Annotated in this window: 19 protein-coding genes, 1 tRNA gene and 1 pseudogene; 9 read left to right on the top strand and 12 right to left on the bottom strand. The window is 74.7% G+C overall.

Going from position 1 to position 22,230, the window contains the following annotated elements:
• Nucleotides 1–347 precede the first annotated feature (347 nt).
• The gene (locus ET526_RS18480; protein ID WP_135470019.1) at nucleotides 348–1,172 is read left to right on the top strand and encodes an SbcC/MukB-like Walker B domain-containing protein; all 825 of its coding nucleotides are present in this window, start codon (nucleotides 348–350) and stop codon (nucleotides 1,170–1,172) included.
• Nucleotides 1,173–1,237: 65 nt separating this feature from the next.
• Nucleotides 1,238–2,482, top strand: a complete 1,245-nt coding sequence (locus ET526_RS18485) for a glycosyltransferase (protein WP_135470021.1) — start codon at nucleotides 1,238–1,240, stop codon at nucleotides 2,480–2,482.
• 56 nt (nucleotides 2,483–2,538) lie between these two features.
• Here the strand turns inward: ET526_RS18485 and ET526_RS18490 are convergent, their stop codons facing one another.
• From ET526_RS18490 to ET526_RS21350, 5 genes are read right to left on the bottom strand one after another with little or no spacing between them, the layout of a single operon-like run.
• Complete coding sequence (locus ET526_RS18490) at nucleotides 2,539–4,263, bottom strand: polysaccharide biosynthesis/export family protein (protein WP_135470023.1); 1,725 nt, start codon at nucleotides 4,261–4,263, stop codon at nucleotides 2,539–2,541.
• The gene (locus tag ET526_RS18495) at nucleotides 4,253–5,452 is read right to left on the bottom strand and encodes a capsule biosynthesis protein (RefSeq protein ID WP_135470025.1); all 1,200 of its coding nucleotides are present in this window, start codon (nucleotides 5,450–5,452) and stop codon (nucleotides 4,253–4,255) included. Before ET526_RS18495 ends, ET526_RS18490 begins: the two co-directional genes overlap by 11 nt.
• Nucleotides 5,409–6,059, bottom strand: a complete 651-nt coding sequence (locus ET526_RS18500; RefSeq protein WP_135470027.1) for an ABC transporter ATP-binding protein — start codon at nucleotides 6,057–6,059, stop codon at nucleotides 5,409–5,411. Before ET526_RS18500 ends, ET526_RS18495 begins: the two co-directional genes overlap by 44 nt.
• Nucleotides 6,060–6,064: 5 nt before the next feature.
• Nucleotides 6,065–6,862: an ABC transporter permease gene (locus ET526_RS18505; RefSeq protein WP_158295631.1), complete on the bottom strand. Its 798-nt coding sequence runs from the start codon at nucleotides 6,860–6,862 to the stop codon at nucleotides 6,065–6,067.
• Nucleotides 6,859–7,290 carry a DVU3141 family protein gene (locus ET526_RS21350; protein ID WP_158295632.1) on the bottom strand — a complete coding sequence of 144 codons (432 nt, stop codon included), beginning with the start codon at nucleotides 7,288–7,290 and terminating at the stop codon, nucleotides 6,859–6,861. The genes ET526_RS18505 and ET526_RS21350 overlap by 4 nt, the downstream gene beginning before the upstream one ends.
• A gap of 214 nt (nucleotides 7,291–7,504) precedes the next feature.
• On the opposite strand from ET526_RS21350, the gene ET526_RS18515 reads away from it, so the two are divergent.
• The gene (locus ET526_RS18515; protein ID WP_158295633.1) at nucleotides 7,505–9,373 is read left to right on the top strand and encodes a capsular polysaccharide export protein, LipB/KpsS family; all 1,869 of its coding nucleotides are present in this window, start codon (nucleotides 7,505–7,507) and stop codon (nucleotides 9,371–9,373) included.
• Nucleotides 9,374–9,389: 16 nt separating this feature from the next.
• On the opposite strand, the gene ET526_RS18520 is transcribed toward ET526_RS18515, so the two are convergent.
• The 4 genes from ET526_RS18520 to ET526_RS18535 form a co-directional block, all read right to left on the bottom strand.
• Nucleotides 9,390–10,784, bottom strand: coding sequence for an amidase (locus ET526_RS18520; protein ID WP_135470034.1), 1,395 nt, complete (start codon nucleotides 10,782–10,784; stop codon nucleotides 9,390–9,392).
• A complete protein-coding gene (locus ET526_RS18525; protein ID WP_135470036.1) occupies nucleotides 10,781–10,969 on the bottom strand; it encodes a hypothetical protein in 189 nt (62 codons plus the stop codon). Before ET526_RS18525 ends, ET526_RS18520 begins: the two co-directional genes overlap by 4 nt.
• 107 nt (nucleotides 10,970–11,076) lie before the next feature.
• Nucleotides 11,077–12,498, bottom strand: a complete 1,422-nt coding sequence (gene glnA / locus ET526_RS18530) for a type I glutamate--ammonia ligase (protein ID WP_135470038.1) — start codon at nucleotides 12,496–12,498, stop codon at nucleotides 11,077–11,079.
• Between the two features lie 194 nt (nucleotides 12,499–12,692).
• Complete coding sequence (locus tag ET526_RS18535; protein ID WP_135470040.1) at nucleotides 12,693–13,031, bottom strand: P-II family nitrogen regulator; 339 nt, start codon at nucleotides 13,029–13,031, stop codon at nucleotides 12,693–12,695.
• Nucleotides 13,032–13,363: 332 nt separating this feature from the next.
• Between ET526_RS18535 and ET526_RS18540 the strand changes: the two genes are divergently transcribed.
• From ET526_RS18540 to ET526_RS18550, 3 genes are all read left to right on the top strand, one after another.
• Entirely contained in the window at nucleotides 13,364–14,557 is a 1,194-nt protein-coding gene (locus tag ET526_RS18540) for an aminotransferase (protein WP_135470042.1), read from the top strand.
• A gap of 58 nt (nucleotides 14,558–14,615) precedes the next feature.
• Nucleotides 14,616–14,691 (top strand) — tRNA-His (locus tag ET526_RS18545).
• Nucleotides 14,692–14,764: 73 nt separating this feature from the next.
• Nucleotides 14,765–15,550 carry an SDR family oxidoreductase gene (locus ET526_RS18550; RefSeq protein WP_135470044.1) on the top strand — a complete coding sequence of 262 codons (786 nt, stop codon included), beginning with the start codon at nucleotides 14,765–14,767 and terminating at the stop codon, nucleotides 15,548–15,550.
• 6 nt (nucleotides 15,551–15,556) lie between these two features.
• Here ET526_RS18550 and ET526_RS18555 read toward each other — a convergent pair whose 3' ends face one another.
• The 3 genes from ET526_RS18555 to erpA form a co-directional block, all read right to left on the bottom strand.
• A complete protein-coding gene (locus ET526_RS18555; RefSeq protein WP_135470046.1) occupies nucleotides 15,557–16,528 on the bottom strand; it encodes a bifunctional enoyl-CoA hydratase/phosphate acetyltransferase in 972 nt (323 codons plus the stop codon).
• Nucleotides 16,529–16,561: 33 nt separating this feature from the next.
• A complete protein-coding gene (locus ET526_RS18560) occupies nucleotides 16,562–18,154 on the bottom strand; it encodes an ABC transporter substrate-binding protein (RefSeq protein ID WP_135470048.1) in 1,593 nt (530 codons plus the stop codon).
• A gap of 81 nt (nucleotides 18,155–18,235) precedes the next feature.
• On the bottom strand, nucleotides 18,236–18,598 hold the full coding sequence (gene erpA / locus ET526_RS18565) for an iron-sulfur cluster insertion protein ErpA (protein WP_135470050.1): 363 nt from the start codon (nucleotides 18,596–18,598) through the stop codon (nucleotides 18,236–18,238).
• 203 nt (nucleotides 18,599–18,801) lie between these two features.
• Here erpA and ET526_RS18570 point away from each other — a divergent pair, with 203 nt between their 5' ends.
• The 3 genes and pseudogenes from ET526_RS18570 to ET526_RS18580 form a co-directional block, all read left to right on the top strand.
• Nucleotides 18,802–19,977 carry a deoxyguanosinetriphosphate triphosphohydrolase gene (locus ET526_RS18570; protein WP_240048472.1) on the top strand — a complete coding sequence of 392 codons (1,176 nt, stop codon included), beginning with the start codon at nucleotides 18,802–18,804 and terminating at the stop codon, nucleotides 19,975–19,977.
• A gap of 62 nt (nucleotides 19,978–20,039) precedes the next feature.
• Entirely contained in the window at nucleotides 20,040–21,830 is a 1,791-nt protein-coding gene (gene argS, locus ET526_RS18575) for an arginine--tRNA ligase (RefSeq protein WP_135470055.1), read from the top strand.
• Nucleotides 21,827–22,230: pseudogene (locus ET526_RS18580) on the top strand (hypothetical protein); the annotation flags it as partial. The gene argS and the pseudogene ET526_RS18580, both read left to right, overlap by 4 nt.

Raw genomic sequence — 22,230 nt, forward strand, 5'->3', positions numbered from 1 at the left:
GCGTGCCGCCCTGCCGCCGGGCTGCGCTGCCCCGGAGGCGCTGCGCCAGGCCATCGCCGCCGCCGCGCGGCGGGCGCAGGACCTCGCCGAGGCGCTGCGCCGCCAGCACGAGGCGCGCGCCGCCGCCGCCGCCCGGGCCGAGGCCGCGGAGGCTGCCGCCCGGCGCAGCGCCGCCGCCGCCGACGCCGCCGCCGCCCTGCACGCCGAGCGCGCCTTCCACACCAGCTCGGACTTCCCGCTGCTGCTCGCGGCCGCCGCCAACAAGATGCTGCTCGCCGCCTACCNCGGCGCTGGAGGCGGCGGCGCGGGCACAGGGCTTCGCCGACCTCCGCGCCCTCGCCGACGCCGTGCTGACCGGGGCGGAGCAGGACGTGCTCGCGGCGCGGGTGGAGGCGCATGACGCCGCGATCGGCGCGGCGCGGGAGGCCGCCGCGACGGCGCGCGCCGAGGCGGCGGGGCTCGTTACGCCCGACCTCCACGGCCTCGCCGCCGCGCTCGCCGGGGCCGAGGCGGCGGCGCGGGAGGCCGCCGACGCCGCCGCCGCCGCGCGCCACGCCCTCGCCGAGCGCGACCGGCTGCTGGAGCGGATCGCCGCCGCCGAGCGGGACCTCGACGCGGCGCAGGCGGCGCACGGGATCAGGCGCGACCTCGCCGACCTCGCCCGCGGCAACAACCCGAAGCGCCTCTCGCTCGAGGGCTTCGTGCTGCGCGCCCTGTTCGACGAGGCGCTGGCTGCGGCCAACCGGCGGCTGCGGGGCATGCTCTGCGGCCGCTACCTGATCCGCCGCCGCGAGGATCCGGAGCGGAGGAACCAGGCGATCGGCCTCGACATCGAGGTGCTGGACCAGTGGAACGACCAGGCGCGCCCGGCCGGCACGCTCTCGGGCGGGGAGGGGTTCTGCGCCTCGCTCGCGCTCGCGCTCGGCCTCGCCGACACGGTGCAGGCGCATGCCGGGGCGCGGCGCATCGACAGCCTGTTCATCGACGAGGGCTTCGGCACCCTCGACGCCGAGGCGCTGGAGACGGCGATGGAGGTGCTGGCCGGGCTGCACGGTCAGGACCGGCTGGTCGGCGTGATCAGCCACGTCCCCGCGCTGCGCGACTGGATCCCGGCGCGGCTCGAGGTCACGCCCGGGCGCCGCGGCAGCACCGCGCGCTTCCGGCTGGACTGAGGCGGGCGGCGCCGGTGCCGCGATTGCTATTGGCGGGCGCCGCGCCGGATCCCTAACCCGCCGGCATGGCCGCCCCGATCGTCCTCGTCACCGACGAGATCCCCCGCCCCGGCGAGGCGGGGCACCTCGCCTACAACCACGCGGTCATCGGCTTCCTCGCCGCGGAAGGGCATGAGGTGGTGGTGATGCTGGCGCGCGCGCGGCTGCCCTGGCCGGTGCAGCGTCTGGCGCCGGCGCTCGACCCGGCACGGGTGCGGGTGGAGGGGCCGGAGCTGATCGGCGGCCGGGGCTGGGTGGCGGCGCGACCGCGCCCGGCCGGGCGCATCCTCGCCCGGCAGGCGCTGCGCCTGCTGCCGGGCGCGCTGCGCGAGGGGCTGCGCCGCCGCGCCCGCGCCGGCGAGTACGGGGTGGTGGACGCGGTGCTCGGCCGCTTCATCGCGCCCGAGGCCGCCGCCTGGGCGGCGGGGCGCATCGCCGCGCTCGCGCCCCGCGCGGTGCTGGTGGACACGATCTTCCGCGCGCCGCTGCTGCGCGAGCCCGCGCTCCGCGGCATCCGCTCCGTGCTGCTGGCGCATGACGTGTTCCACCGCCGCCACGCCGCGCTCGCCGCCCGCGGCCTCAGCCTGCATCCGGCGACGCTGACGCGGGAGGAGGAGCTGGCGCTGCTCGGCCTCGCCGATGTCGTGGTGGCGATCCAGCCGGAGGAGGAGGCGCTGCTGCGCGCACTGCTGCCGGGGCGGCGCGTGATCTCCGCGCCCATGCCGGCGCGCCCGCGCCCGCGCCCGCCGGGAAGGGCGCGTGAGGCGGGGCTGTTCGCCTTCGTCGGCTCGGATGGCGTGCACAATGTGGACGGCATGCGCTGGTTCCTCGACGCGGCCTGGCCGCTTCTGCGTCGCCTGGTGCCCGAAGCGCGGCTCGAGATCTGCGGCACGGTGGGGCGGGCGCTGACGGGCGCCCTGCCGCCCGGCGTCGCGCTGCGCGGCGTGGTGCCCGACCTCGCCGCCGTGCTGCACCGCGCCGTGGCGGCGGTGGCGCCGCTGCGCGCCGGCTCCGGCCTCAAGCTGAAGCTGCTCGACTACGCCGCGCACGGCCTGCCGGTCGCCGCCACGCCCTGCGCGGTGGAGGGGTTCGAGCGCGCCCCGGACTGGCCCTTCGCCGTCGCCGAGGATGCCGAGGCGCTGGCGCAGGCGGCGTCGCGGCTCGCCGCCGAAGCCGCCGCGGACGGGACGTGGGAGAGAAGGGCGCTCGGCTACTGCCGCCTCTACGCGCCCGGGCGCGTCTTCGCCCCGCTGGCCGGGGCGCTCGGATAGGGGGCGGAGCATGTCCGTTCGCCCGTCCGGGCGGGGCCGCCCGAACGGGACCTGCGCTACAGGAAGATCCGCGTCGCCACCGCCACCTGGTAGATGAGGCCGAGCAGGTCGCTGCCGATCTGGAAGGTCTTCGGGTCGAGGCGCGGCAGGGCGATCAGCTCGTCCCCCGGGCGCGGGGATTGCGCGGGGTCGAGCACCAGCTCGCCGCTGGCGCGGCGGATCATCATGGCGCCGGCCGCCCCGCGCGGGGTGAAGCCGCCCGCGGCGCGCACGAAATCCTCGATCCGCATGCCGGGCTGCCAGACCACCGCGCGCGGCGCCACCACCTCGCCGGCGACGAGGACGGTCTGCACCCGCTCGGGGATGACGATCACGTCGCCGTCCTCGAGACGTACCGGCAGGCAGCGGCCCTCGCCATCCATCACCACCAGCCGCCCTTCGGGCTGGGTGCGCCGCGCGCGCTGGATGTAGGAGGAGACGAGCTGCGCCTCGCTCGCGCGGATCGCCGCGACGCCGGTGGTCGGGGAGACGGCCATGAAGAGCTGCCGCTCCAGCCGGTCCAGCGCCTCGTCTATGGCGCGGCGCTGCTGCGCGGCCACCGAGGGGCGCAGCAGGAACACCGAGGCGGTGTCGGCGAGCTGCGGGTCCACCGCGATGTGGTCGAGCACGTCGCAGAGCCGCGCGTCGCGGTCCGCGACCAGCACCGAGGGGCCGATGCGGCTGCCCTCCACCGTGACGCGCACGGTCCGCGACGGGGTGTCGGTGATGAAGGTGACGCTGTCCTGGTCGGCGAGGCTCAGCGCGGCGAGCTCGGGCAGCGTGACGTAGCGGGAGAAGGGCTGCCCCGCCCTGGTGCCGCGGACGATGGCGTTGGTCGCCGCCGGCAGCGGGCGGGCGTACTCCACCAGCTCCCGCCCGGTCATCGCCCGGCCCGGCACCTCGAACAGGTAGTTGTTGCGCACCGCCCCGTCGGCGCCGACCACGGCGCGCTGGCGCCCCACCACCACGGTGTCGCCCTCCTGCAGGCGCAGCGGCGGCAGCCTGCCTTCGAGCAGGAAGTGGTAGAGGTCCACGCTCGCCACCGTGCGCCCGCCGCGCTGCACGGTGATGTCGCGGTAGCTGCCGCGGGAGGGGTCCACCCCTCCGGCACGGACCAGGAAGTCGAGCACGGAATCGCCCGCCGAGCCGGCGAAGCGGCCCGGGGTGCGGACGAAGCCGGTGACGAAGACGCCGATGCGCTGCGTCGAGAGCAGGGTGGCGTAGACCTGCACCTGGTCGGTGTAGATGCGCTTGACCTCCGCCTCCACCACCCGCTGCAGGTCGCCCGCCCGCGTGCCGGCCACGCGGATCGGACCGATGTTCGGCAGGAACAGCATTCCCGCCGGGTCCACCACGCCGAGCGCCTCCGCCTCCACCGCACCCCAGATCCGCACCGAGACCCGGTCGTTCGGCACGATGACGTAGTTGGGGTTCGGTGCGTCGGAGACGGCCGCCGCCTCGCGGGTGAACAGGGAGGCGCCGAAGATGGCGCTCGCCCCCGCCGGGCGTCCGGGGTCGCCGAGCGGCGCGACCGCGACGGGCCCGCCCTCGGACTGGGTCGCCTCGCCGGGGCGGGCGGTCACGCTGTCCGGGGCGAGGAGATGCGGCAGCGCCTGCGGCCGCGGCTGCATCGGCACCAGCGGCATCCCGCCGCGGCCGGGGAAGGTCTGGGCGGCGGCGCCGCCGGCGAGCAGCAGCGCCGCGCCGGCGGCGAGGAGGAGGCGCCTCGTCTCAGCCCGCATGTTCGCGCATCCCCGCGATCAGCAGCCAGGCGAGGCCGTAGCCGACGGACAGGCAGAGGAAGATGTAGAGCACGTTCTCGGTCGCCTTCGGATAGCGCGGCCACTCTGCCAGGTTCGGCTCGACCACGCGGAGGAGGAAGATCTGCTGGCGCTGCGCGTCCGCCAGCGCGCGCTCTAGCGAGGCGGTGGCGGAAGCGAGCTGGGTGCGCGCCAGCTCGCGCTCGGTGGAGAGCCGCTCGTACTCGCCGACCTGCTGGGAGAAGCCGAGGTCGCGGCTGGCGATGCGCTGCCGCTCCTCCGCCACCTGGGCGGACAGGCCCTCGATGCGGTTGCGGATCTGCAGGATGCGCGGGTTGTCGGCGCGGGCGAAGCGCTGCGCCTCGGCCATCTCGGCCCGCGCCTGGGCGAGCGCGCCCTCGAGCCGGCCGAGATTCTCGAGCGCGAGGGCCGCGGACTGCGCCGGATCCACCGCCCGCTCGCGCTCGCGGAAGGCGGTCAGCGCCGCCTGCGCCTCGGCCAGCCGCGCCTCGGCGCGCGCCACCTCCTCCCGCGCCACGCGCAGCGAATCCTCCTGCAGGCGACGGTTGAGGCGGTTCACCAGCTCCTCCGACAGCGCCAGCAGCTCCTGCGCCACCAGGCGCGAATCCTCGGGGCGGAAGCTGCGCACGCGCAGGCGGGTGATGCCGCTGGTCGCGTCGTACTCGGTGCTGACCATGCGGTTGAAGTAGTCGGTCAGGCGCTCGATGCTGGGATCGGGCCACCAGAGGCGGGCCAGAGGGTCCGCCTCCGGCCGCCGGTAGATCGCCACCAGGTCGGCGCGCTGGCGCAGCGCCGCCACCGCGTCGTGGGACTGCAGGTAGTCGCGCACCCCCATCGCGTCCTCGGAGGCGCGGCTGAAGCCCGCGCCCTGCATCGCCTCGGCGAGGCCGCCTGTCGGGGCGGCCTGGCGGCCGCGCACCAGGAAGCGCGCCTCCGACTGGTACTGCGGCGTGGCGAGGACGAAGAAGTAGAGCGCCGAGAGCAGCGTCGGCAGCAGCACGGTGAGCGTGAAGGGGCGGCGGCGCGCCCAGCGCCGCAGCCGCCGCGGCGCGGGCTCCCGCACGGGCTCGGGCGCCGACCAGCCGGCGGTGCCGAGGCTCGCCGCCTCAGGCGGCGTGGTAGGCGGCGATTGCCTTGTCCAGATTGTCATATCGGGTCAGCCTGCCATCCCTGAGCACCGCGCCGGAGGTGCAGAATTTGCGCAGCATGTTGGGCACGTGCGAGACGAAGAGGATCGCGCTGCGGGCCCGCCGCTCCTCCAGCGCCTTGCGGCAGCGCTCGGCGAAATGCGCGTCGCCCGTCGCCACCACCTCGTCCACGAGGTAGCAGTCGAACTCCACCGCCATGGACAGGGCGAAGCCGAGGCGCATGAGCATGCCGGAGGAATAGGTGCGCGCCGGCATGCGGAAGTACTCGCCGAGCTGGGCGAACTCCTCGACGAAGGCCACCGTCTCCGCCACCGGCTTGCCGTAGATGCGGGCGATGAAGCGGGCGTTGTCGGCGCCGCTGATGCCGTAGTGCATGGCGCCCCCGAAGCCGAGCGGCCAGGAGACGCTCATCCCCCGCTCCACCCGGCCGCGGGTCGGCATCTCGACGCCGGCGACGATGCGCAGCAGGGTGGTCTTGCCGGCGCCGTTGCGGCCGAGGATGCCCACCGCCTCGCCGCGCGCGAAGCTGGCGTTCACGCCCGACAGCACCTCGCGCACCGCGCCGCCGCGCAGGCGGTAGACCTTGGTGACGTCGCGCAGCCGGATCACCGCGGCTACACCACGAGGTCGTGGCGGGCGCGCCGCAGCGCCGCCATGCCGAGCAGGTTGAGCGCGGCGACCCAGCCGAGCACGTAGCCGAGATCGTAGGTGACCGGAACTTGGCCGGCGAACTGCCCCTCGCGGATCATCTCGAAGCAGTGCACCGTGGGGACCCACAGCGCCGCCTGCTGCAGCTCGGTCGGCAGCCAGAACACCATGAAGAAGGCGCCGCTGATCGGCAGGCTGAGATAGGTGGCGAGGTGCGTCACGCGGTCGAACAGATGCGTGTACACGGAGCCGGCGGCGATCAGCAGCGCCACGCCGTGCGCGAAGCCGAACATCAGCGCCATGCCGAGCACGATCCGGCCCGGCTCGCGCGGCCATTCGCCGAGCACGACCCCGAAGACCAGCACGAAGGCCGTCATCGCCCCGAAGCTCGCCGCGCCTTCCAGCAGGTTGCGCGAGATCAGGATGTCGAGCAGGGTGACGCGGCGGTGGTAGAGCAGGGACTGGTTGCCGACGATCGCGCTCGGCGCGCGGTTCACCACGCTGCGCACCATGTAGTAGGGCACGTAGCCGACCACCCAGAAGGCGGCGATGTTCAGCCCCCCCGGCAGGCCATGGCCGGAGAGGTGGTGGATGGTGCCGATCGCGCCGCCGAGCAGGGCGGGTTCGAGGAACAGCCAGAGATAGCCGAGATTCTCCCGGCCGAACCGGGCCCCGAGCTCGCGCAGCAGCAGCGCGCCGACGACGCGCCGCTGGATACGGAAGGCCTCCCCCAGGGAGGGCGCGGCGGGCCCGCCGGCGGTCACGGCACCCGCGTCCCGCCCTTGAGCAGCGGCCGCGCCGGCACCCAGGCCGCGCCCTCCCGGCAGAGCAGGCTGGAGCGTTCGGCCAGGCCGGTGCCGATCAGCACCTCCCGGCACTCCCGCCCGCTGGCCGCGGCGTAGGCGCGCTGCAGCCGCACCCGCTCGGCCTGGCCCCCGGCCAGCGGCACCACCGCCTCGCTGCCCGGCGCGGCCGTGGCGACGAAGGCGGCGAGTGGATCGAGCGCCACGGCCACGGCCGGCGCCGGCGCCGCGTTGCTGCCGGTGAGGGGCTCCGCCGGCCCGGCACCACGCGCGGCGCAGCCGGCCAGCGCGGCGGCGGAGAGCAGCGCCGCGAGGCTGGCGCGCCACCGGCGGGGAGCGGATGTCTCGGCGCCGCGGCAATGCGGCGGCGCACCGTCCTGGTACAACATCGGCAAGGATTTTCCCCCTGGGGTTTTTCTAGCATAAGGCGAGATGGCGGCAAGGACATTCGGTGACAGAGCACAGGCCGCCACCTGCGGCTGCAGCTCGGAGGCGGAACTCTTGCGAACGGCGATGCCTTCCGGCGGCCACCACCCGACAGGCCGGCGCCAATCCCCGGACGGCCCGCCACCCCTCGCGGTCTGCCCCGCCCTGCGCCGGCGCGTGCCGCACCTTCCCGCCTTCTTCCCGGAACGCAGCCTGCTGCCGGCGGAGTCGTCCCCAGCCGGCGCCCTGGCGCTGCTCCTCGACGGCGCCGGCCCCGCGCGCCGGACGGGCGGCGCCCTGCACGCCACCGAATCGCCCTGGCGGGCGCCGCGCTTCGGCGATCGGCACGCCCCCGTGGCGCTGCTGGGGGTGGAGGGCGGCGCGGTGCCGGCGGATCCCCTGGCGCTGGCGCTGCGGGGCGCGCCGCCGCCCGACGCCGCCGCGCGGGCCGCCGCCCGCCTCGCCATGGCGCTGCTGCGCGAGGCGCGGATCGGCGGCGCACCCGGCCTGCCGGACCCCGGCCCCGCGGGGCTCGGCCGGCCGCGCGGCGAGGCGGTGCTGGTGCTCGACCCCTGCCGCCCGCAGGCCGCGGCCGCGGCGCGGGCCATGTTGTGCGCAGCCCTCGCCGGGGCGGAGGGGCGGCCGGTGCTGGTCGCCGACAGCCCCTCCGCCCCCGCCGGCGCGCGCGGGGTGCTGGAGGGCCCGGCGCGGCTGCGCGGCCGCCTCGCGCCCTGGACGCTGCTCGACCTGGCGCAGGAGGTGCATGGCCTCGGCGAGGAGACGGAGCTTCTGGCCCTCGCCGCGGGGCTGCCGGTGCGCTCCCCCGCCCCCTGGGCCGGGCGCGAGCCGGAGGCGGTCTTCGCCGCGCTGCTCGCCGCCACGCGCTGGGCCGACCCCTTCCGCGCCCGGCCCTGGACGGCGGAGGAGGGGCTGCGCCAGCTCGCGGCGTGGCGGGCGGCGGAGGCGGAGCACCGCCGCATCGTCGCCTGCACCGGCATCGAGTGGTTCAAGCGCCGCCGCATCCGCGCCGCGCTGGCGAGCGGTGCCGGCGGGCCGCGCATCGTGGCGCGGGGCGGGCGGGCTATCCGCCTGGCGCGCGAGGCCGGCGGCGCGGTCGGGGTCTGGGCCTCGGTGATGCCGCCCGACCTGCCCACGCGCTGCGCCGCCGCCGGGGTGGAGCTGGTACGGCTGGAGGACGGCTTCATCCGCTCCGCCGGGCTCGGGGTGCTGCTGGCGCCGGCGGCCTCCCTTGTGCGCGATCCGCGCGGTATCCACTACGACGCGGCGACGGAGAGCGGGCTGGAACGCCTGCTGGCAACCGCGGAATTCGACGCGGCGCTGCTCGCGCGCGCGGCGCGGCTGCGGGAGGCGCTGATCGCGCGCGGCATCACCAAGTACAACCTCCCGGGCGCCGCGCCCGCGCTCGACCTGCCGCCGGGGCGGCGCGTCATCCTGGTGCCGGGGCAGGTGGAGGACGACGCCGCCATCCGCCGCGGCGGCGCGCGCATCCGCACCAATCTCGACCTGCTGCGCGCGGTGCGGCGGGAGAACCCGGAGGCGCTGCTGCTCTACAAGCCGCACCCGGATGTCGAGGCGGGGATGCGCGCCGGCGCGGTGCCGCCGCGCGAGGCCGCCGCCCTGGCCGACCGCGTGCTCTCCGGCGTGCCGATCGCCTCGCTCTACGGCCTCGTGCAGGAGGTGCACGCCATCTCCTCCCTCGCCGGATTCGAGGCGCTGCTGCGGGGCCTCCGCGTCGTCACCTGGGGGCGGCCCTTCTATGCCGGCTGGGGCCTGACCGAGGACCGCGATCCGCCGCCGCGGCGCGGCCGGCGCCTGAGCCTCGATGCGCTCGTCGCCGGGGCGCTGATCCTCTACCCGCGCTACCAGGACCCGGTCACCGGCCTGCCCTGCCCGCCGGAGGTGCTGGTGGACCGCCTGGCCGAGGGTATGCGGCGGGCACCGCCGCGCGCCGCCGTCCCGGCGCCGCTGCGCGCGCTGGTAGGGCGCGCCTCGCGCTTCCTGGCCGAGTGGTGGGCGGGGCGCTGAGGCCCGCGCCGCGCGCTCAGGCCGGCGGCGCCATCTCCCGCCACGGCGCCGCCCGCTCGTAGCCGGCGGCGGCGCGGTAGAGCAGCGCCTCGGCGAAGGCGGGGGCGACGAGCTGCAGCGACAGCGGCAGGCCGCCCTCCCCGCTCAGCCCGCACATCAGGGTGATGGCGGGATGGCCCGTGACGTTGAAGGGGGTGCGCGCCTGGCGCGGATAGGTGCGCTCCACCTCCTCCGCGTCGTCGATGCGGCAGGCGGGGTCCATGGAGCTGGCGCAGAGCAGCAGGTCCACCTCCCGGAACGCCGCCTCCACCGCCGCGACGAGTTGGCGGCGGCGGCGCTGCGCCTGCACGTAGTCGGCGCCGGAGAGGAACAGGCCGGGCAGCAGGCGGCGGCGCGTGATGCGCGCATACTCGCCCGGCCGCTCGCGCAGCCAGGTCTCGTGGATCGCCGCCGCCTCGGCCAGCATGATGACGCGGTTCACCGCGCCGAACTCGCCGAGCGGGGGCAGACGGACGTCGCAAAGCGCCGCCCCCTCGGCGGCGAGCAGCCGCGCCGCCTCCTCGAGCGCCGCCGCCACTTCCTCGGTCGCCGGCGTGTCCTTCTCGTGGAAGTGGCGGACGAAGCCGATGCGCAGGCCCCTCAGCCCGCGGTGCAGGTCGCGCGCGTAATCCTCCGGCCCGCGCAGCGCGCTGCCGGGGTCGAGCGGGTCCGGCCCCGCCATGGCGCCGAGCAGCAGCGCGTTGTCGCGCACCGTGCGCGTCATCGGCCCGACATGATCGAGGGTGAAGGAGAGCGGGAAGACGCCGCGGCGGGAGACCAGGCCGTAGGTCGGCTTCAGCCCGACGATGCCGCAATGGCTCGCCGGGTGGCGCACCGAGCCGCCGGTGTCGGTGCCGAGCGCCGCCGGCAGCATCCGCGCCGCCACCGCGGCGCCGGAGCCGGAGGAGGAGCCGCCCGGATGGTGCGCCGGGTTCCAGGGGTTGCGCGCCGGCGGGAAGGGCAGGTCGAAGGCGGGGCCGCCAATGGCGAATTCGTGCGTCGCCAGCTTGCCGGGAAAGAGGGCGCCCGCCTCGCGCAGCCGCGCCACCACCGCCGCATCCTCCTGCGCCACGTGGTCGAGGCGAAGCTTCGAGTGGCAGGTGGTCGGCTGCCCGGCGAGGTCGATGATGTCCTTGAGCCCGACGGGAATGCCGTGCAGCGGCGAGCGCGGGCCGCCCCGCGCGATCTCCGCCTCGGCGGCGCGGGCCTCGGCCATCGCCTCCTCGGGGAGCAGGCGGAGGAAGGTGTGCAGCCGCGGGTCGAGCGCGGCGATGCGCTGGAAGCAGTCCTGCAGCAGCTCGACCGGGGAAAGCCGCCGCGCTGCGATCAGCGCCGCCGCCTCGGCGAGGGGCAGCGTGCAGGGCGGGCTCATCGCCTGGCCTCCGCGGCGGCGGGGCGGAGGGCGTAGGGCGGCGCGGGCTCGGCCGCGGGGTCGGCGGGGCGGGCGAAGGCGGCGCGCAGCGTCGCCGCGGCGGCGATCGCCTCCTGCACGTCGGCGCGGTGCTCGGCCCAGGCGCGCTGCAGGCCGGCGGCGCGGGCGAGGGCTTCCTCGTCCATGGCGTCTCCTCCAGGGGTGTCCGGGCCGATGCTCCGCCGCGGGAGGCGTGCTGTCGAGGCGGAAGCGGCGCGGGCCGCGCCAGGCGGGCGCGGCCCGGCCGGCGGGCTCAGACGGAGTAGTACATCTCGAACTCGACCGGGTGCGGGGTGTGCTCGAAGCGGTACACCTCGTTCCACTTGAGCTCGATGTAGCTCTCGATCTGGTCCTTGGTGAACACGTCGCCGGCCAGCAGGAACTCGTGGTCGGCCTCGAGCGACTGCAGCGCCTCGCGGAGGGAGCCGCAGACCGTCGGGATGCCCTTCAGCTCCTCCGGCGGCAGGTCGTAAAGGTCCTTGTCCATCGGGTCGCCCGGATGGATGCGGTTGCGGATGCCGTCGAGGCCGGCCATCAGCATCGCGCTGAAGGCAAGGTAGGGGTTGGCGCCCGGATCGGGGAAGCGCACCTCCACGCGCTTGGCCTTCGGGCTGGTCGCGTAGGGGATGCGGCAGGAGGCGGAGCGGTTGCGGGCGGAATAGGCCAGCAGCACCGGCGCCTCGAAGCCCGGGATCAGCCGCTTGTAGCTGTTGGTCAGCGGGTTGGTGAAGGCGTTCAGCGCCTTGGCGTGCTTGATGATGCCGCCGATGTAGTAGAGCGCCGTCTCGGAGAGGTCGGCGTAGCCGTTGCCGGCGAAGAGCGGCTTGCCGTCCTTCCAGATCGACTGGTGCACGTGCATGCCCGAGCCGTTGTCGCCATAGATCGGCTTCGGCATGAAGGTCGCGGTCTTGCCGTAGCTGTGCGCGACGTTGTGGATGACGTACTTGTAGATCTGCAGGTGGTCGGCCATGGTGACCAGCCGGCCGAACTTCATGCCGAGCTCGTGCTGGGACTGCGCCACCTCGTGGTGGTGCTTCTCGATGACGACGCCCATCTCGCCCATGGTGGAGAGCATTTCGGCGCGCAGGTCCTGCTCGGAATCCACCGGGGGCACCGGGAAGTAGCCGCCCTTCACCCCGGGGCGGTGGCCCATGTTGCCCTCCGGGTAGTCCTTCATGCTGGCGCCGGGCCCCTCGACGCTCTCGAGCGAGTAGTGGCCGAAATTGCCGCCCGTGCCGAACTTCACGCTGTCGAAGACGAAGAACTCGGCCTCCGGCCCGAAATAGGCGGTGTCACCGATGCCGCTGGCCTTGAGGTACTCCTCGGCCTTCTTCGCGGTGCCGCGCGGGTCGCGGTTGTAGCGCTGGCCGGTGGAGGGCTCGTAGATATCGCAGAACAGGATGAGCTGCGGCTTGGCCGAGAACGGATCCATGCAGGCGGTGTCGGGATCCGGCATCAGGATCATGTCGGACTCGTTGATCGCCTTCCAGCCGGCGATCGAGGAGCCGTCGAACATGACGCCGTCCTGGAAGATCTCGTCCTCGATGGTCGAGACGTGCTGGGCGGTGTGCTGCCACTTGCCGCGCGGATCGGTGAAGCGGAAATCCACGTATTCGACGCTGTGCTCCTTGATCATCTCCATGACCTTGGAGATCGCGGCTGCCTTGTCGCTCATGCTGCTGTCCTGTCGCTTGTGATGTCGCCGGTTCCCGCCCCGGGTCCCGTGCTGCGTCCCCCCGACGCGGCGCGCAGGTGGGGACGCCCCGCCCTGCCCGGCCCGCATCGCCCCCGCGCGCCGCGCCGCCCGGCGCGGTGCGGGGGCCGCCGCCGCCGGCCGGAGGCGCCGGCGGTGGCCGATCGGCTAGCGGATCACACCGCGTCCTCGCCCCGCTCGCCGGTGCGGATGCGGATCACCTCCTGCACGTCGGTGACGAAGATCTTGCCGTCGCCGATGCGGCCGGTGCGCGCCGCCTGGCTGATCGCCTCGATGGCGCGGTCCACCATGTCGTCGCTGCAGACGACCTCGACCTTCACCTTGGGCAGGAAGTCCACGACGTATTCGGCGCCGCGGTAGAGCTCCGTGTGCCCCTTCTGGCGGCCGAAGCCCTTGGCCTCGACCACGGTGAGGCCCTGCAGCCCGATCTCGTGCAGGGCGTCCTTCACCTCGTCGAGCTTGAAGGGCTTGATGATGGCCTCGATCTTCTTCATCGGATCCGCTGCGTGCTCCGGCGGTGTGGCATTGGGCGTGGCGCTTCCTCCGGCGCCGGCGTCGGGGCGTGGCGCGCTGCCCCGCGCCGGGGTCTTTTGCACGCCCCGTGCCAGGGGTTCAATCGGCGTCGGCCCCGGAATTTCCGCCTCCGAGACCAGAGTCCGCCCCTTCCTTGGGCATTCTGCGCAAGGATTCGGCAGATGGCCCGCCCCCCCCTTCCGGTTGCGGCCGAGGCGCGGGGAACCCATTATCGCCGGAACGGCCCGACACGCCCCGCGCTGTCGCGGGGGGTGCCGGGCCGCGCTTTCCCGGACTCTGAAGGGCAGGGTGGATGCAGCCCCAGAACAGCCTGCTGTCGGCCACCGGCACGACCATCTTCACCGTCATGAGCGCGCTCGCGGCCGAGCACGGCGCCATCAACCTCGGCCAGGGCTTCCCCGACTATGACGGCCCCTCGGACGTGATCCACGCCGCTGCCGCCGCGCTGCTCGACGGGCGCAACCAGTACCCGCCGCTGACCGGCGTGCCGGAGCTGCGCGCTGCCGTCGCCGCGCACAACCGCCGCTTCTACGGGCTGGAGGTGGATCCGGCGGCGGAGGTGGTGGTCACCTCGGGCGCCACCGAGGCGATCACCGCCTGCCTGATGGCGGTGCTGAACCCGGGCGACGAGTGCGTGCTGATCGAGCCGCTCTACGACACCTACCTGCCGGTGGTGAAGCTGCTCGGCGCCGTCCCGAGGCTGGTCCGCCTCAGCCCGCCGCGCTGGGAGCTGCCGCGGGCCGAGCTCGCCGCCGCCTTCGGGCCGCGCACCAAGGCGATCCTGCTCAACAGCCCGATGAACCCGACCGGCAAGGTGTTCACCGCCGCCGAGCTCGCCTTCATCGCCGACCTTGTCCAGCGCCACGACTGCTATGCCGTCTGCGACGAGGTGTACGAGCACCTCACCTTCGACGGCTGGAGGCACATCCCGCTGATGACCCTGCCGGGGATGCGGCAGCGCTGCATGCGCATCGGCTCGGCGGGCAAGACCTTCAGCCTGACCGGGTGGAAGGTGGGCTACGTCACCTGCGACCGCTCGCTTGCCGGCAACGTGGCGAAGGCGCACCAGAACCTCACCTTCACCACGCCGCCCAACCTGCAGCGCGGCGTCGCGGTCGGGCTGATGAAGGACGAGGCCTATTTCCGGAGCCTGGCCGAAGGGCTCCAGGCGCGGCGGGACCGGCTGGGGAAGGGGCTGGAGGCGCTCGGCTTCGGCGTGCTGCCGACCCAGGGCAGCTACTTCATCACCACCGACATCCGCCCGCTTGGCTTCGCCGGGGACGACGTGGCCTTCTGCCGCGCCATCACCGAGGAGGCGAGGGTCACCGCCATCCCCGTCACCGCCTTCTACGCCAGCCCCGACGCGCCGAACCACTATGCCCGCTTCGCCTTCTGCAAGAACGAGGCGGTGCTGGACGAGGCGCTGGCGCGGCTCGGCGCCTGGGTGGCGGCGCGGCGGGCGGGGCGGCAGCGCGCCGCCAGTTGACGGAGGCGGCCGCCGCGCCCTATGTCCCGCCGCCCGGGGCATGGCCCCGGGCCCTGCGGCGGCCTTAGCTCAGTTGGTAGAGCGCCAGGTTGTGGTCCTGGATGTCACGGGTTCGAGTCCCGTAGGTCGCCCCACCCCCCTTTCCCCCCGTTGCGCGATCCGCCCGAGGCGTCAGGATGCCACCCGCACAAACGGGGGGATCGTCCGATGCGACTGTCCATCGAAGGCCGCGGCGCGCTGATCACCGGCGGCTCCAAGGGCCTCGGCCTCGCCATGGGCAAGGCCTTCGCCGCCGCCGGCGGCCATGTGGCGCTGGTCGCGCGCGGCGCCGAGGCGCTGGAGAAGGCCCGGGAGGAGGTGCGGGCCGCCGCGCCCGGCGCCAGGGTCGCCACCATCGCCGCCGACGTCGCCACCGCCGAGGGTTGCGCCCGCGCCTTCGCCGAGGCGGAGCGGGCGCTCGGCCAGGTGGACATCCTGGTGAACAACGCCGGCACCAGCCAGCGCGCCCCCTTCCTGCAGGTGGACGACGCGCTGTGGCAGAACGACCTCGACCTCAAGCTGTTCGCCGCCATCCGCCTGGCGCGCCTCGCCCTGCCGGGAATGCAGGCGCGGCGCTGGGGGCGGATCATCAACGTGCTGAACACCGGCGCCAAGGCCCCGCCCGCCGAGGGCGCGCCCACCGCCGTCACCCGCGCCGCCGGCATGGCGCTGACCAAGGTGCTGGCCAACGAGGCGGCGAGGCACAACGTGCTGGTGAACGCGCTGCTCGTCGGCATCATCGAGAGCGACCAGTGGGTCCGCCGCCACGCCCAGGACCAGCGCAACATCTCCTGGGAGGAGTGGAAGGCGGAGATGGGCAGGCCGGTACCGCTCGGCCGCCTCGGCCGGGCGGAGGAGTTCGCCGCCACCGCCCTGTTCCTGTGCAGCGAGGGCGGCGGCTACATCACCGGCACCGCCATCAACGTGGATGGCGGCCGCAGCCCGGTGGTGTGACCGCGCTCACCGCCCCGGCGGCTCGCCGAGGGCGGCCGCGCCGCCGTGCCGGGTCAGCCGCATCGCGGCGCCGAGGCGCATCACCGCGCAGGAGGCGAGCCGCGCCCGCATCCCGTCGGCGCGGCTGGTCAGCGCGATCGGCACCCGCGCGCCGACCACCACCCCCGCCGCCTCGGCGCCGGCCAGGTACTGGAGCTGCTTGGCCAGCATGTTCCCGGCCTCGAGGTCCGGCACCAGCAGGATGTCGGCATCCCCCGCCACCGGGCTCGCCAGCCCCTTGGCGCGCGCCGCCTCGTGGCTGATGGCGTTGTCGAAGGCGAGCGGGCCGTCCACCAGCCCGCCCTCGATCTGGCCGCGCTCCGCCATCTTGGACAGCGCCGCGGCGTCCACCGTGGCGGGCAGGCGCGGCGTCACCGTCTCCACCGCGGAGAGCACGGCGAGCTTCGGCCGCTCGAGGCCGAGCGCGCAGCAGAGGTCTATGGCGTTGCGCGCGATGTCGGCCTTGGTCTCGAGGTCGGGCAGGATGTTGATGGCGGCGTCGGTGACCACCAGCGGCTTGTGGTAGAGCGGCACGTCGAGCACGAAGCAGTGGCTGATGCGCCGTTCGGTGCGCAGCCCGGTCTCCCGCGCCACCACCTCGGCCATCAGCTCGTCGGTGTGCAGGCTGCCCTTCATCAGCGCCGCCGCGCGCCCCTCGCGCACCAGCGCCACGGCGCGGGCGGCGGCGGCGTGGCTGTGCGGCGCGTCCTCGACCGGCAGGCCGCCGAGGTCGAGCCCGGCGGCCTCGGCCGCCGCGGCGATGCGCGCCGCGGGGCCGACCAGGACGGGCGCGATCAGGCCCATCCTTGCGGCCTCCAGCGCGCCGGAGAGGCTGGCGGCGTCGCAGGGATGCGCCACGGCGCAGGGAAGGGGCGGTCCCGCCGCGGCGGCGCGCGCGACGAGGCGATCGAGGCGGCTGGGCCTGCTGCTGTCCGGCATCGGCCGGCTTTAGCGCAGATCCGCCCGCCGGGGCTACACCCGCCGGATGTTGTAGAACAGCGCCACCCCCTTCAGCATGCCGTCGAGGTCGGCGCGCAGCGCGGTCGGGGAGAAGAACTGGCCGAGCGGGATGTAAGGCACGTCCTCGAAGGCCTGGCGCTGCATCCGCCGCCCGATCTCGGCCCGCGCCGCGTCGTCGGTCGCCTCGAACCAGGCGTCACGCAGCCGCTCCAGCTCGGGCGCCGTCGGCCAGCCGAAGATGGCGGCGCGGCCATGGCCGCGGAGCAGGTTGTTGGCCGCCGGGTTCACCTGCGCACTGCCCGCGGTCCAGCTGATCATGGAGTTCCAGCCGCCCTGCTCGGGCGGGGCCTGGTTCAGGATGCGCTGCGTCACCGTGCCCCAATCGGTGGCGATGTAGTCCAGGTTCACGCCGAGGCGGCGGAGATAGTCGCCCATCACCTCGCACATGGCGTTGATCACCGGGAAGTCGGTGGCGGCGAGCAGGGAGATGCGCTCGCCACGGTAGCCCGCCTCCTGCAGCGCGCGCCGCGTCGTGGGGATGTCGGCCGGGTTGCGGAACGCCTCCAGCCCCTCGTCGCTCGCCATGACGCTGCCGGGGGCGAAGAAGCCGTAGGGCACGCGCCACAGGCTCTGGTCCTCGCCGGCGACGGCGATCATGAAGTCGCGCTGCCGGATGCCGCGCAGCAGGGCACGGCGGATGGCGGGGTTGTCGAAGGGCGGGTGCAGGTGGTTCGGGCGGAAGAAGCCGACCGAGCCATTGGGGTCGAGGATGTCCACCTTCACGCCGCGCGCGCGGCGGAGCTGCGGCACCAGGTCTATGGCCGGCAGTTCCCACCAGTCCACCTCGCCCCGCTGCAGCGCGGCGGAGGCGGTGGCGGCGTCGGGGATGGTGATCCACTCCACCCGGTCGAAATGCGCCACCTTGCCACCGGCCATGTAGGAGGCCGGCTCCTGCCGCGGCACATAGGCCTCGTTGCGCGCATAGACGTTGCGCGAGCCCGGCACGCGCTCATTCGCCACGAAGCGGTAGGGGCCGCTGCCGATGATCTCCGGCACCGCCTGGGAAGAGGGCAGGGCGGCGTGCCGCTCCGGCATCATCACCGCGAGGTGGGTGCCGATCTTGGCCAGCGCGTCCGGCAGCAGCGGAAACGGCTTCCTCAGCCGGAAGCGGATGGTGCGGTCGTCGGCGGCGGCGACCTCCTCGGTCGCGGCCATCAGCGCCTGGCCGAAGGCATCGCGCGTCGCCCAGCGCCGGATGGAGGCCGCGCAGTCCCGCGCCAGCACCGGCTCGCCATCGTGGAAGCGCAGCCCCTCGCGCAGGCGGATGGACCAGAGCCGCCCGTCCTCCTCCACCGTGTGGCCCTCGGCCATCTGCGGCCGCGCCCGCAGCTCGGCGTCCCAGCCATAGAGGGTGTCGTACACCATCATGGCGTGGTTGCGGGTGACGAAGGCCACCGAGTGGATCGGGTCGAGCAGCGCGAGATCCGCCTGCGGCACGAAGCGCAGCAGGCGCCGGCCCGGCGCCCCCTGGGCCGCGGCGAGGCGCGGCGCAGCGAGGCTGGCCGCGCCGAGCGCGGCGGTGGCGAGCAGGTGTCGGCGGCGCATGGCAGCTCCTCCCGGCGGCGCGGCGCCAGCATGCGGCATCCGCGCCGGGAGCGATGATGACGCCGCCGTGAGGTCCCGCCGCTACGCCACCGCGAAGGAGGCGCCGCAGCCGCAGCCCGAGACCGCCTGCGGGTTGCGCAGGGTGAAGTGCGAGCCGATCAGCGCCTCCACCCAGTCGAGCTCGGCGCCGGCCAGCAGCTCCAGCGAGACCGGGTCCACGAACACCCGCACCCCGTCCGTCTCCACCACCAGGTCGTCCGCCTGCGCCGTGTCCTCGAGCGTGAAGCCATACTGGAAGCCGGAGCAGCCGCCGGCGCTGACCGAGACGCGCAGCCCTGCCCCCGGTCGCCCCTCGCGCGCGGCGATCTCGGCCACCTGCGCGGCGGCGCGCGGGGTGACGCGGAAGCTGGCGGCGGCGGGCTCGGCGAGGGCGTTCTCGGACATCGGCGGTCTCCGTGGACCCCGAAGATAGGGGCCGGGGGCGGGGTTTTCCAACCGGCGGGCGGCGCGGCCGTTGTCGCGCCGGGCGGCGGGATGCTACAGCGGGATCCTCCCTGGTGGATCGCGCTTCCGCTCCTTGCCGGGCGACCGGTTCACCGCTCCGGCGATTCCACCCTCCGCGGATCAGGCGCTAGGGCAGCCCCATGGTGGCGGACAGCAGCGAAGGCGGCGGCCAGGACCGTGCCCCCTGGGCGGTGCGCCCCGACCAGTCCCGCGGCCGGCTGCATCCGGAGCCCGGCGGCGACCCGCGCTCGCCCTTCCAGCGCGACCGCGACCGCATCATCCACGCCAGCGCCTTCCGCCGCCTGCAGTACAAGACCCAGGTCTTCGTCTTCCACGAGGGCGACCACTTCCGCACCCGGCTGACGCACAGCATCGAGGTGGCGCAGATCGCCCGCTCCATCGCCCGCCGCCTCCGGCTCGACGAAGACCTGGCGGAGGCGCTGGCGCTGGCCCACGACCTCGGCCATCCCCCCTTCGGCCATGCGGGGGAGGAGGCGCTCGATTCGCAGATGCGCCCTTATGGCGGCTTCGACCACAACGCGCAGAGCCTGAAGGTCGTGACGCTGCTGGAAAGCCGCTACGCCGGCTTCGACGGGCTGAACCTGTCCTGGGAGACGCTGGAGGGGCTGGCCAAGCACAACGGCCCGCTGCGGCGCCCCCCGCCCTACATCGCCGAGTACGACCGCCGCCACCCGCTCGACCTCTCGACCCATGCCTCGGCGGAGGCGCAGGTGGCGGCGCTGGCCGACGACATCGCCTACAACAACCACGACCTCGACGACGGGGTGCGGGCGCGGCTGTTCACGCTGGAGGAGGCGGCGGCGCTGCCGCTGATCGGCGATGCCTATCAGGAGGCCCGCGCCCACTACCCCGGCATCGCCCCCGATCGGCTGATCTCCGAGACGGTGCGCCGGGTCATCAACTGGATGGTGCAGGATGTGGTGGCGGAGGCGGGGCGCCGCATCGCCGCCCTTGCCCCGCGGAGCGCCGACGACATCCGCGCCGCCGACCGCCCCATGGTCGCCTTCTCCGCGCCGATGCAGGAGGCGAACCTGGCGATCCGGGAATTCCTGTTCCAGCGCATGTACCGCCACTGGCGGGTGAACCGCACCATCCAGAAGTCGAAGCGGGTCACCCAGCTTCTGTTCCAGCTCCTGCACGGCGGGCCGCAGATGCTGCCGCGGAGCTGGCGCGACCGGGCGGGGGAGCCGGGCAGCGCCCAGGCGGCGATGGTGGTGTGCGACTACATCGCCGGCATGACCGACCGCTTCGCGCTGGAGGAGCACCGGCGCCTGACCGACCCGAACGTTCCGGGATAGCGCCGCTCCGGCGCCTCGCGGGTGTTCCGCCCGGGATGGGCGCGCGCTAAAGCCGCGCCGCCATGACCGCCCAGAGCCACGACATCTTCGCCGCCCTCCGCGACCGCGCCGTCGCCGCGCTGCGCGCCCTGCTGCCCGACCTGCCGGAGGAGGCGCTGGCGCGGGTGCAGATGGAGCCGCCGCGCGAGGCGGCGCATGGCGACATGGCGACCAACGCCGCGCTCGTGGCGGGCAAGGCGGCGCGCCAGCCGCCGCCGCGGCTCGCCGCCGCCCTTGCCGAGAGGCTGGCGGCGCTGCCCGAGGTGGCCGAGGCCGCCCCCGCCGGGCCCGGCTTCGTCAACCTGCGGCTGCGTGAGGATGTCCTGCGCGCCCAGATCCCGGTGATCCTGGCGGCGGGGGAGGCCTATGGCGACAGCGCCGCCGGCGGCGGGCGGCGGGTGAACGTGGAATACGTCTCCGCCAACCCGACCGGGCCGATGCATGTCGGCCACTGCCGCGGCGCGGTGGTGGGGGACGCGCTCGCCAACCTGCTCGCCAAGGCCGGCTGGGCCGTGACCAAGGAGTACTACGTCAACGACGCCGGGGCGCAGGTGCAGGCGCTCGGCTACGCCGCCTACTGGCGCTACCTGCAGGCGCTCGGCACCACCATGACGGAGGAGGAGTATGCGCAGCTCATCCCCGGCGGGCTGCAGTACCGCGGCGACTACCTGGTCCCGGTCGGCGCGGCGCTGAGGGAGCGCTTCGGCGACTCCCTCGCCGTGCCCGACCCCGCGCACCGCTACGGCATGGCCGGGCCCGACCACTGGCTGGCGCCGGTGCGGGAGTTCGCGGTGGCGCGGATGATGGAGGCGATCCGCGAGGACCTCGCCGCGCTCGGCGTGGTGCAGGACGTGTTCGTCTCCGAGGCGCAGCTCATCCGCGAGGGCATGCTGGAGCGGGCGGAGGCGCTGCTGGCGGCGAAGGGGCTGATCTACCGCGGCGTGCTGGAGCCGCCGAAGGGCAAGACGCCGGAGGACTGGGAGCCGCGCGAGCAGACGCTGTTCCGCGCCACGCAATTCGGCGACGAGGTGGACCGGCCGCTGCGCAAGTCCGACGGTTCCGGCACCTACTTCGCCAACGACATCGCCAACCACCTCGGCAAGATCGAGCGCGGCTTCGACGCGCTCGTGCATGTCTGGGGCGCCGACCACGGCGGCTACGTCCGGCGCATGCGGGCGGCGGTGGCGGCGCTGTCGGACGGCAGGGTCTCGTTCGACGTCGTGCTGACCCAGATCGTGCATGTGGTGAAGGGCGGGCAGCCGGTGCGGATGAGCAAGCGCGCCGGCACCTATGTCACGCTGCGCGACCTGATCGAGGAGGTGGGGCGCGACGCGGTGCGCTTCACCATGCTGACGCGCAAGGCCGACGCGCAGATGGAGTTCGACCTCGACAAGGTGGTCGAGCAGTCGCGCGACAACCCGGTGTTCTACGTGCAGTACGCCCATGCGCGCTGCCGCTCGGTGCTGCGCCAGGCGGGCGACCCGGCGCCGGCGGCGCTGGCCGCGGCGCCGCTGCACCACCTCGCCGACCCGGCGGAGCTGACGCTGCTGCGGCGCCTCTGCGCCTGGCCGCGCCTGGTGGAGGCCGCGGCGGCGGCGCGCGAGCCGCACCGGATCGCGTTTTTTCTCCATGACTTGGCCGCCGATTTTCATGTACTCTGGAACAGGGGGCGGGATGATTCGACGCTGCGGTTCATCCGGGGGGATGAGCCGGAGGCGACGAGGGCCAGGCTGGCCCTGGTGGCGGCCACGGCCACGGTCATCCGTTCGGGCCTCGCGGTGATGGGGGTCACGCCGGTCGAGGAAATGCGGTGAGCGACGTCACGATTCCATCCTATCGGATCGCCCGGGAACGCTCCGGGCCGTCCTGGCGCATGCTGGCCTTCGCCGGCGGGCTGCTCGCGGCGGTGGCGGCGGCCGGCGCGGTGTCGTGGAGCCTGTCGGAGAGCGGGCCACGCACCGTCCCGGTGGTGGAGGCCGAGTCCCGGCCGCTCAAGGTGCGGCCGGAGAATCCGGGGGGGCTCGTCGTGCCCAACACCGACCAGCTCGTGCTGGAGCCGCCCGCGGTGCGCCGCGCGGCGGAGCGCGAGCAGGCGAGCGGCGCGCGGCTTGCGCCCCCGCCGGAGGCGCCGCAGCTCGAACGCCTGCGCCGCGAGGCCGCGCCGGCGCAGCCCGCGCCGGCGGCCGAGACGCCGGCGCCACCGCCTGCCCCGTC

Source organism: Crenalkalicoccus roseus, assembly GCF_004761865.1.
Lineage (GTDB): Bacteria > Pseudomonadota > Alphaproteobacteria > Acetobacterales > Acetobacteraceae > Crenalkalicoccus > Crenalkalicoccus roseus.

Bases quoted from the DNA above. Each gene is read 5' to 3' on its own strand.
- argS (WP_135470055.1), top strand. From the start codon at position 20,040: ATGACCGCCCAGAGCCACGACATCTTCGCCGCCCTCCGCGACCGCGCC.
- ET526_RS18485 (WP_135470021.1), top strand. From the start codon at position 1,238: ATGGCCGCCCCGATCGTCCTCGTCACCGACGAGATCCCCCGCCCCGGC.
- ET526_RS18550 (WP_135470044.1), top strand. From the start codon at position 14,765: ATGCGACTGTCCATCGAAGGCCGCGGCGCGCTGATCACCGGCGGCTCC.
- ET526_RS18490 (WP_135470023.1), bottom strand. From the start codon at position 4,263: ATGCGGGCTGAGACGAGGCGCCTCCTCCTCGCCGCCGGCGCGGCGCTG.
- ET526_RS18495 (WP_135470025.1), bottom strand. From the start codon at position 5,452: ATGACAATCTGGACAAGGCAATCGCCGCCTACCACGCCGCCTGAGGCG.
- glnA (WP_135470038.1), bottom strand. From the start codon at position 12,498: ATGAGCGACAAGGCAGCCGCGATCTCCAAGGTCATGGAGATGATCAAG.
- ET526_RS18535 (WP_135470040.1), bottom strand. From the start codon at position 13,031: ATGAAGAAGATCGAGGCCATCATCAAGCCCTTCAAGCTCGACGAGGTG.
- ET526_RS21350 (WP_158295632.1), bottom strand. From the start codon at position 7,290: ATGTTGTACCAGGACGGTGCGCCGCCGCATTGCCGCGGCGCCGAGACA.
- erpA (WP_135470050.1), bottom strand. From the start codon at position 18,598: ATGTCCGAGAACGCCCTCGCCGAGCCCGCCGCCGCCAGCTTCCGCGTC.
- ET526_RS18540 (WP_135470042.1), top strand. From the start codon at position 13,364: ATGCAGCCCCAGAACAGCCTGCTGTCGGCCACCGGCACGACCATCTTC.
- ET526_RS18560 (WP_135470048.1), bottom strand. From the start codon at position 18,154: ATGCGCCGCCGACACCTGCTCGCCACCGCCGCGCTCGGCGCGGCCAGC.
- ET526_RS18555 (WP_135470046.1), bottom strand. From the start codon at position 16,528: ATGCCGGACAGCAGCAGGCCCAGCCGCCTCGATCGCCTCGTCGCGCGC.
- ET526_RS18525 (WP_135470036.1), bottom strand. From the start codon at position 10,969: ATGGACGAGGAAGCCCTCGCCCGCGCCGCCGGCCTGCAGCGCGCCTGG.
- ET526_RS18520 (WP_135470034.1), bottom strand. From the start codon at position 10,784: ATGAGCCCGCCCTGCACGCTGCCCCTCGCCGAGGCGGCGGCGCTGATC.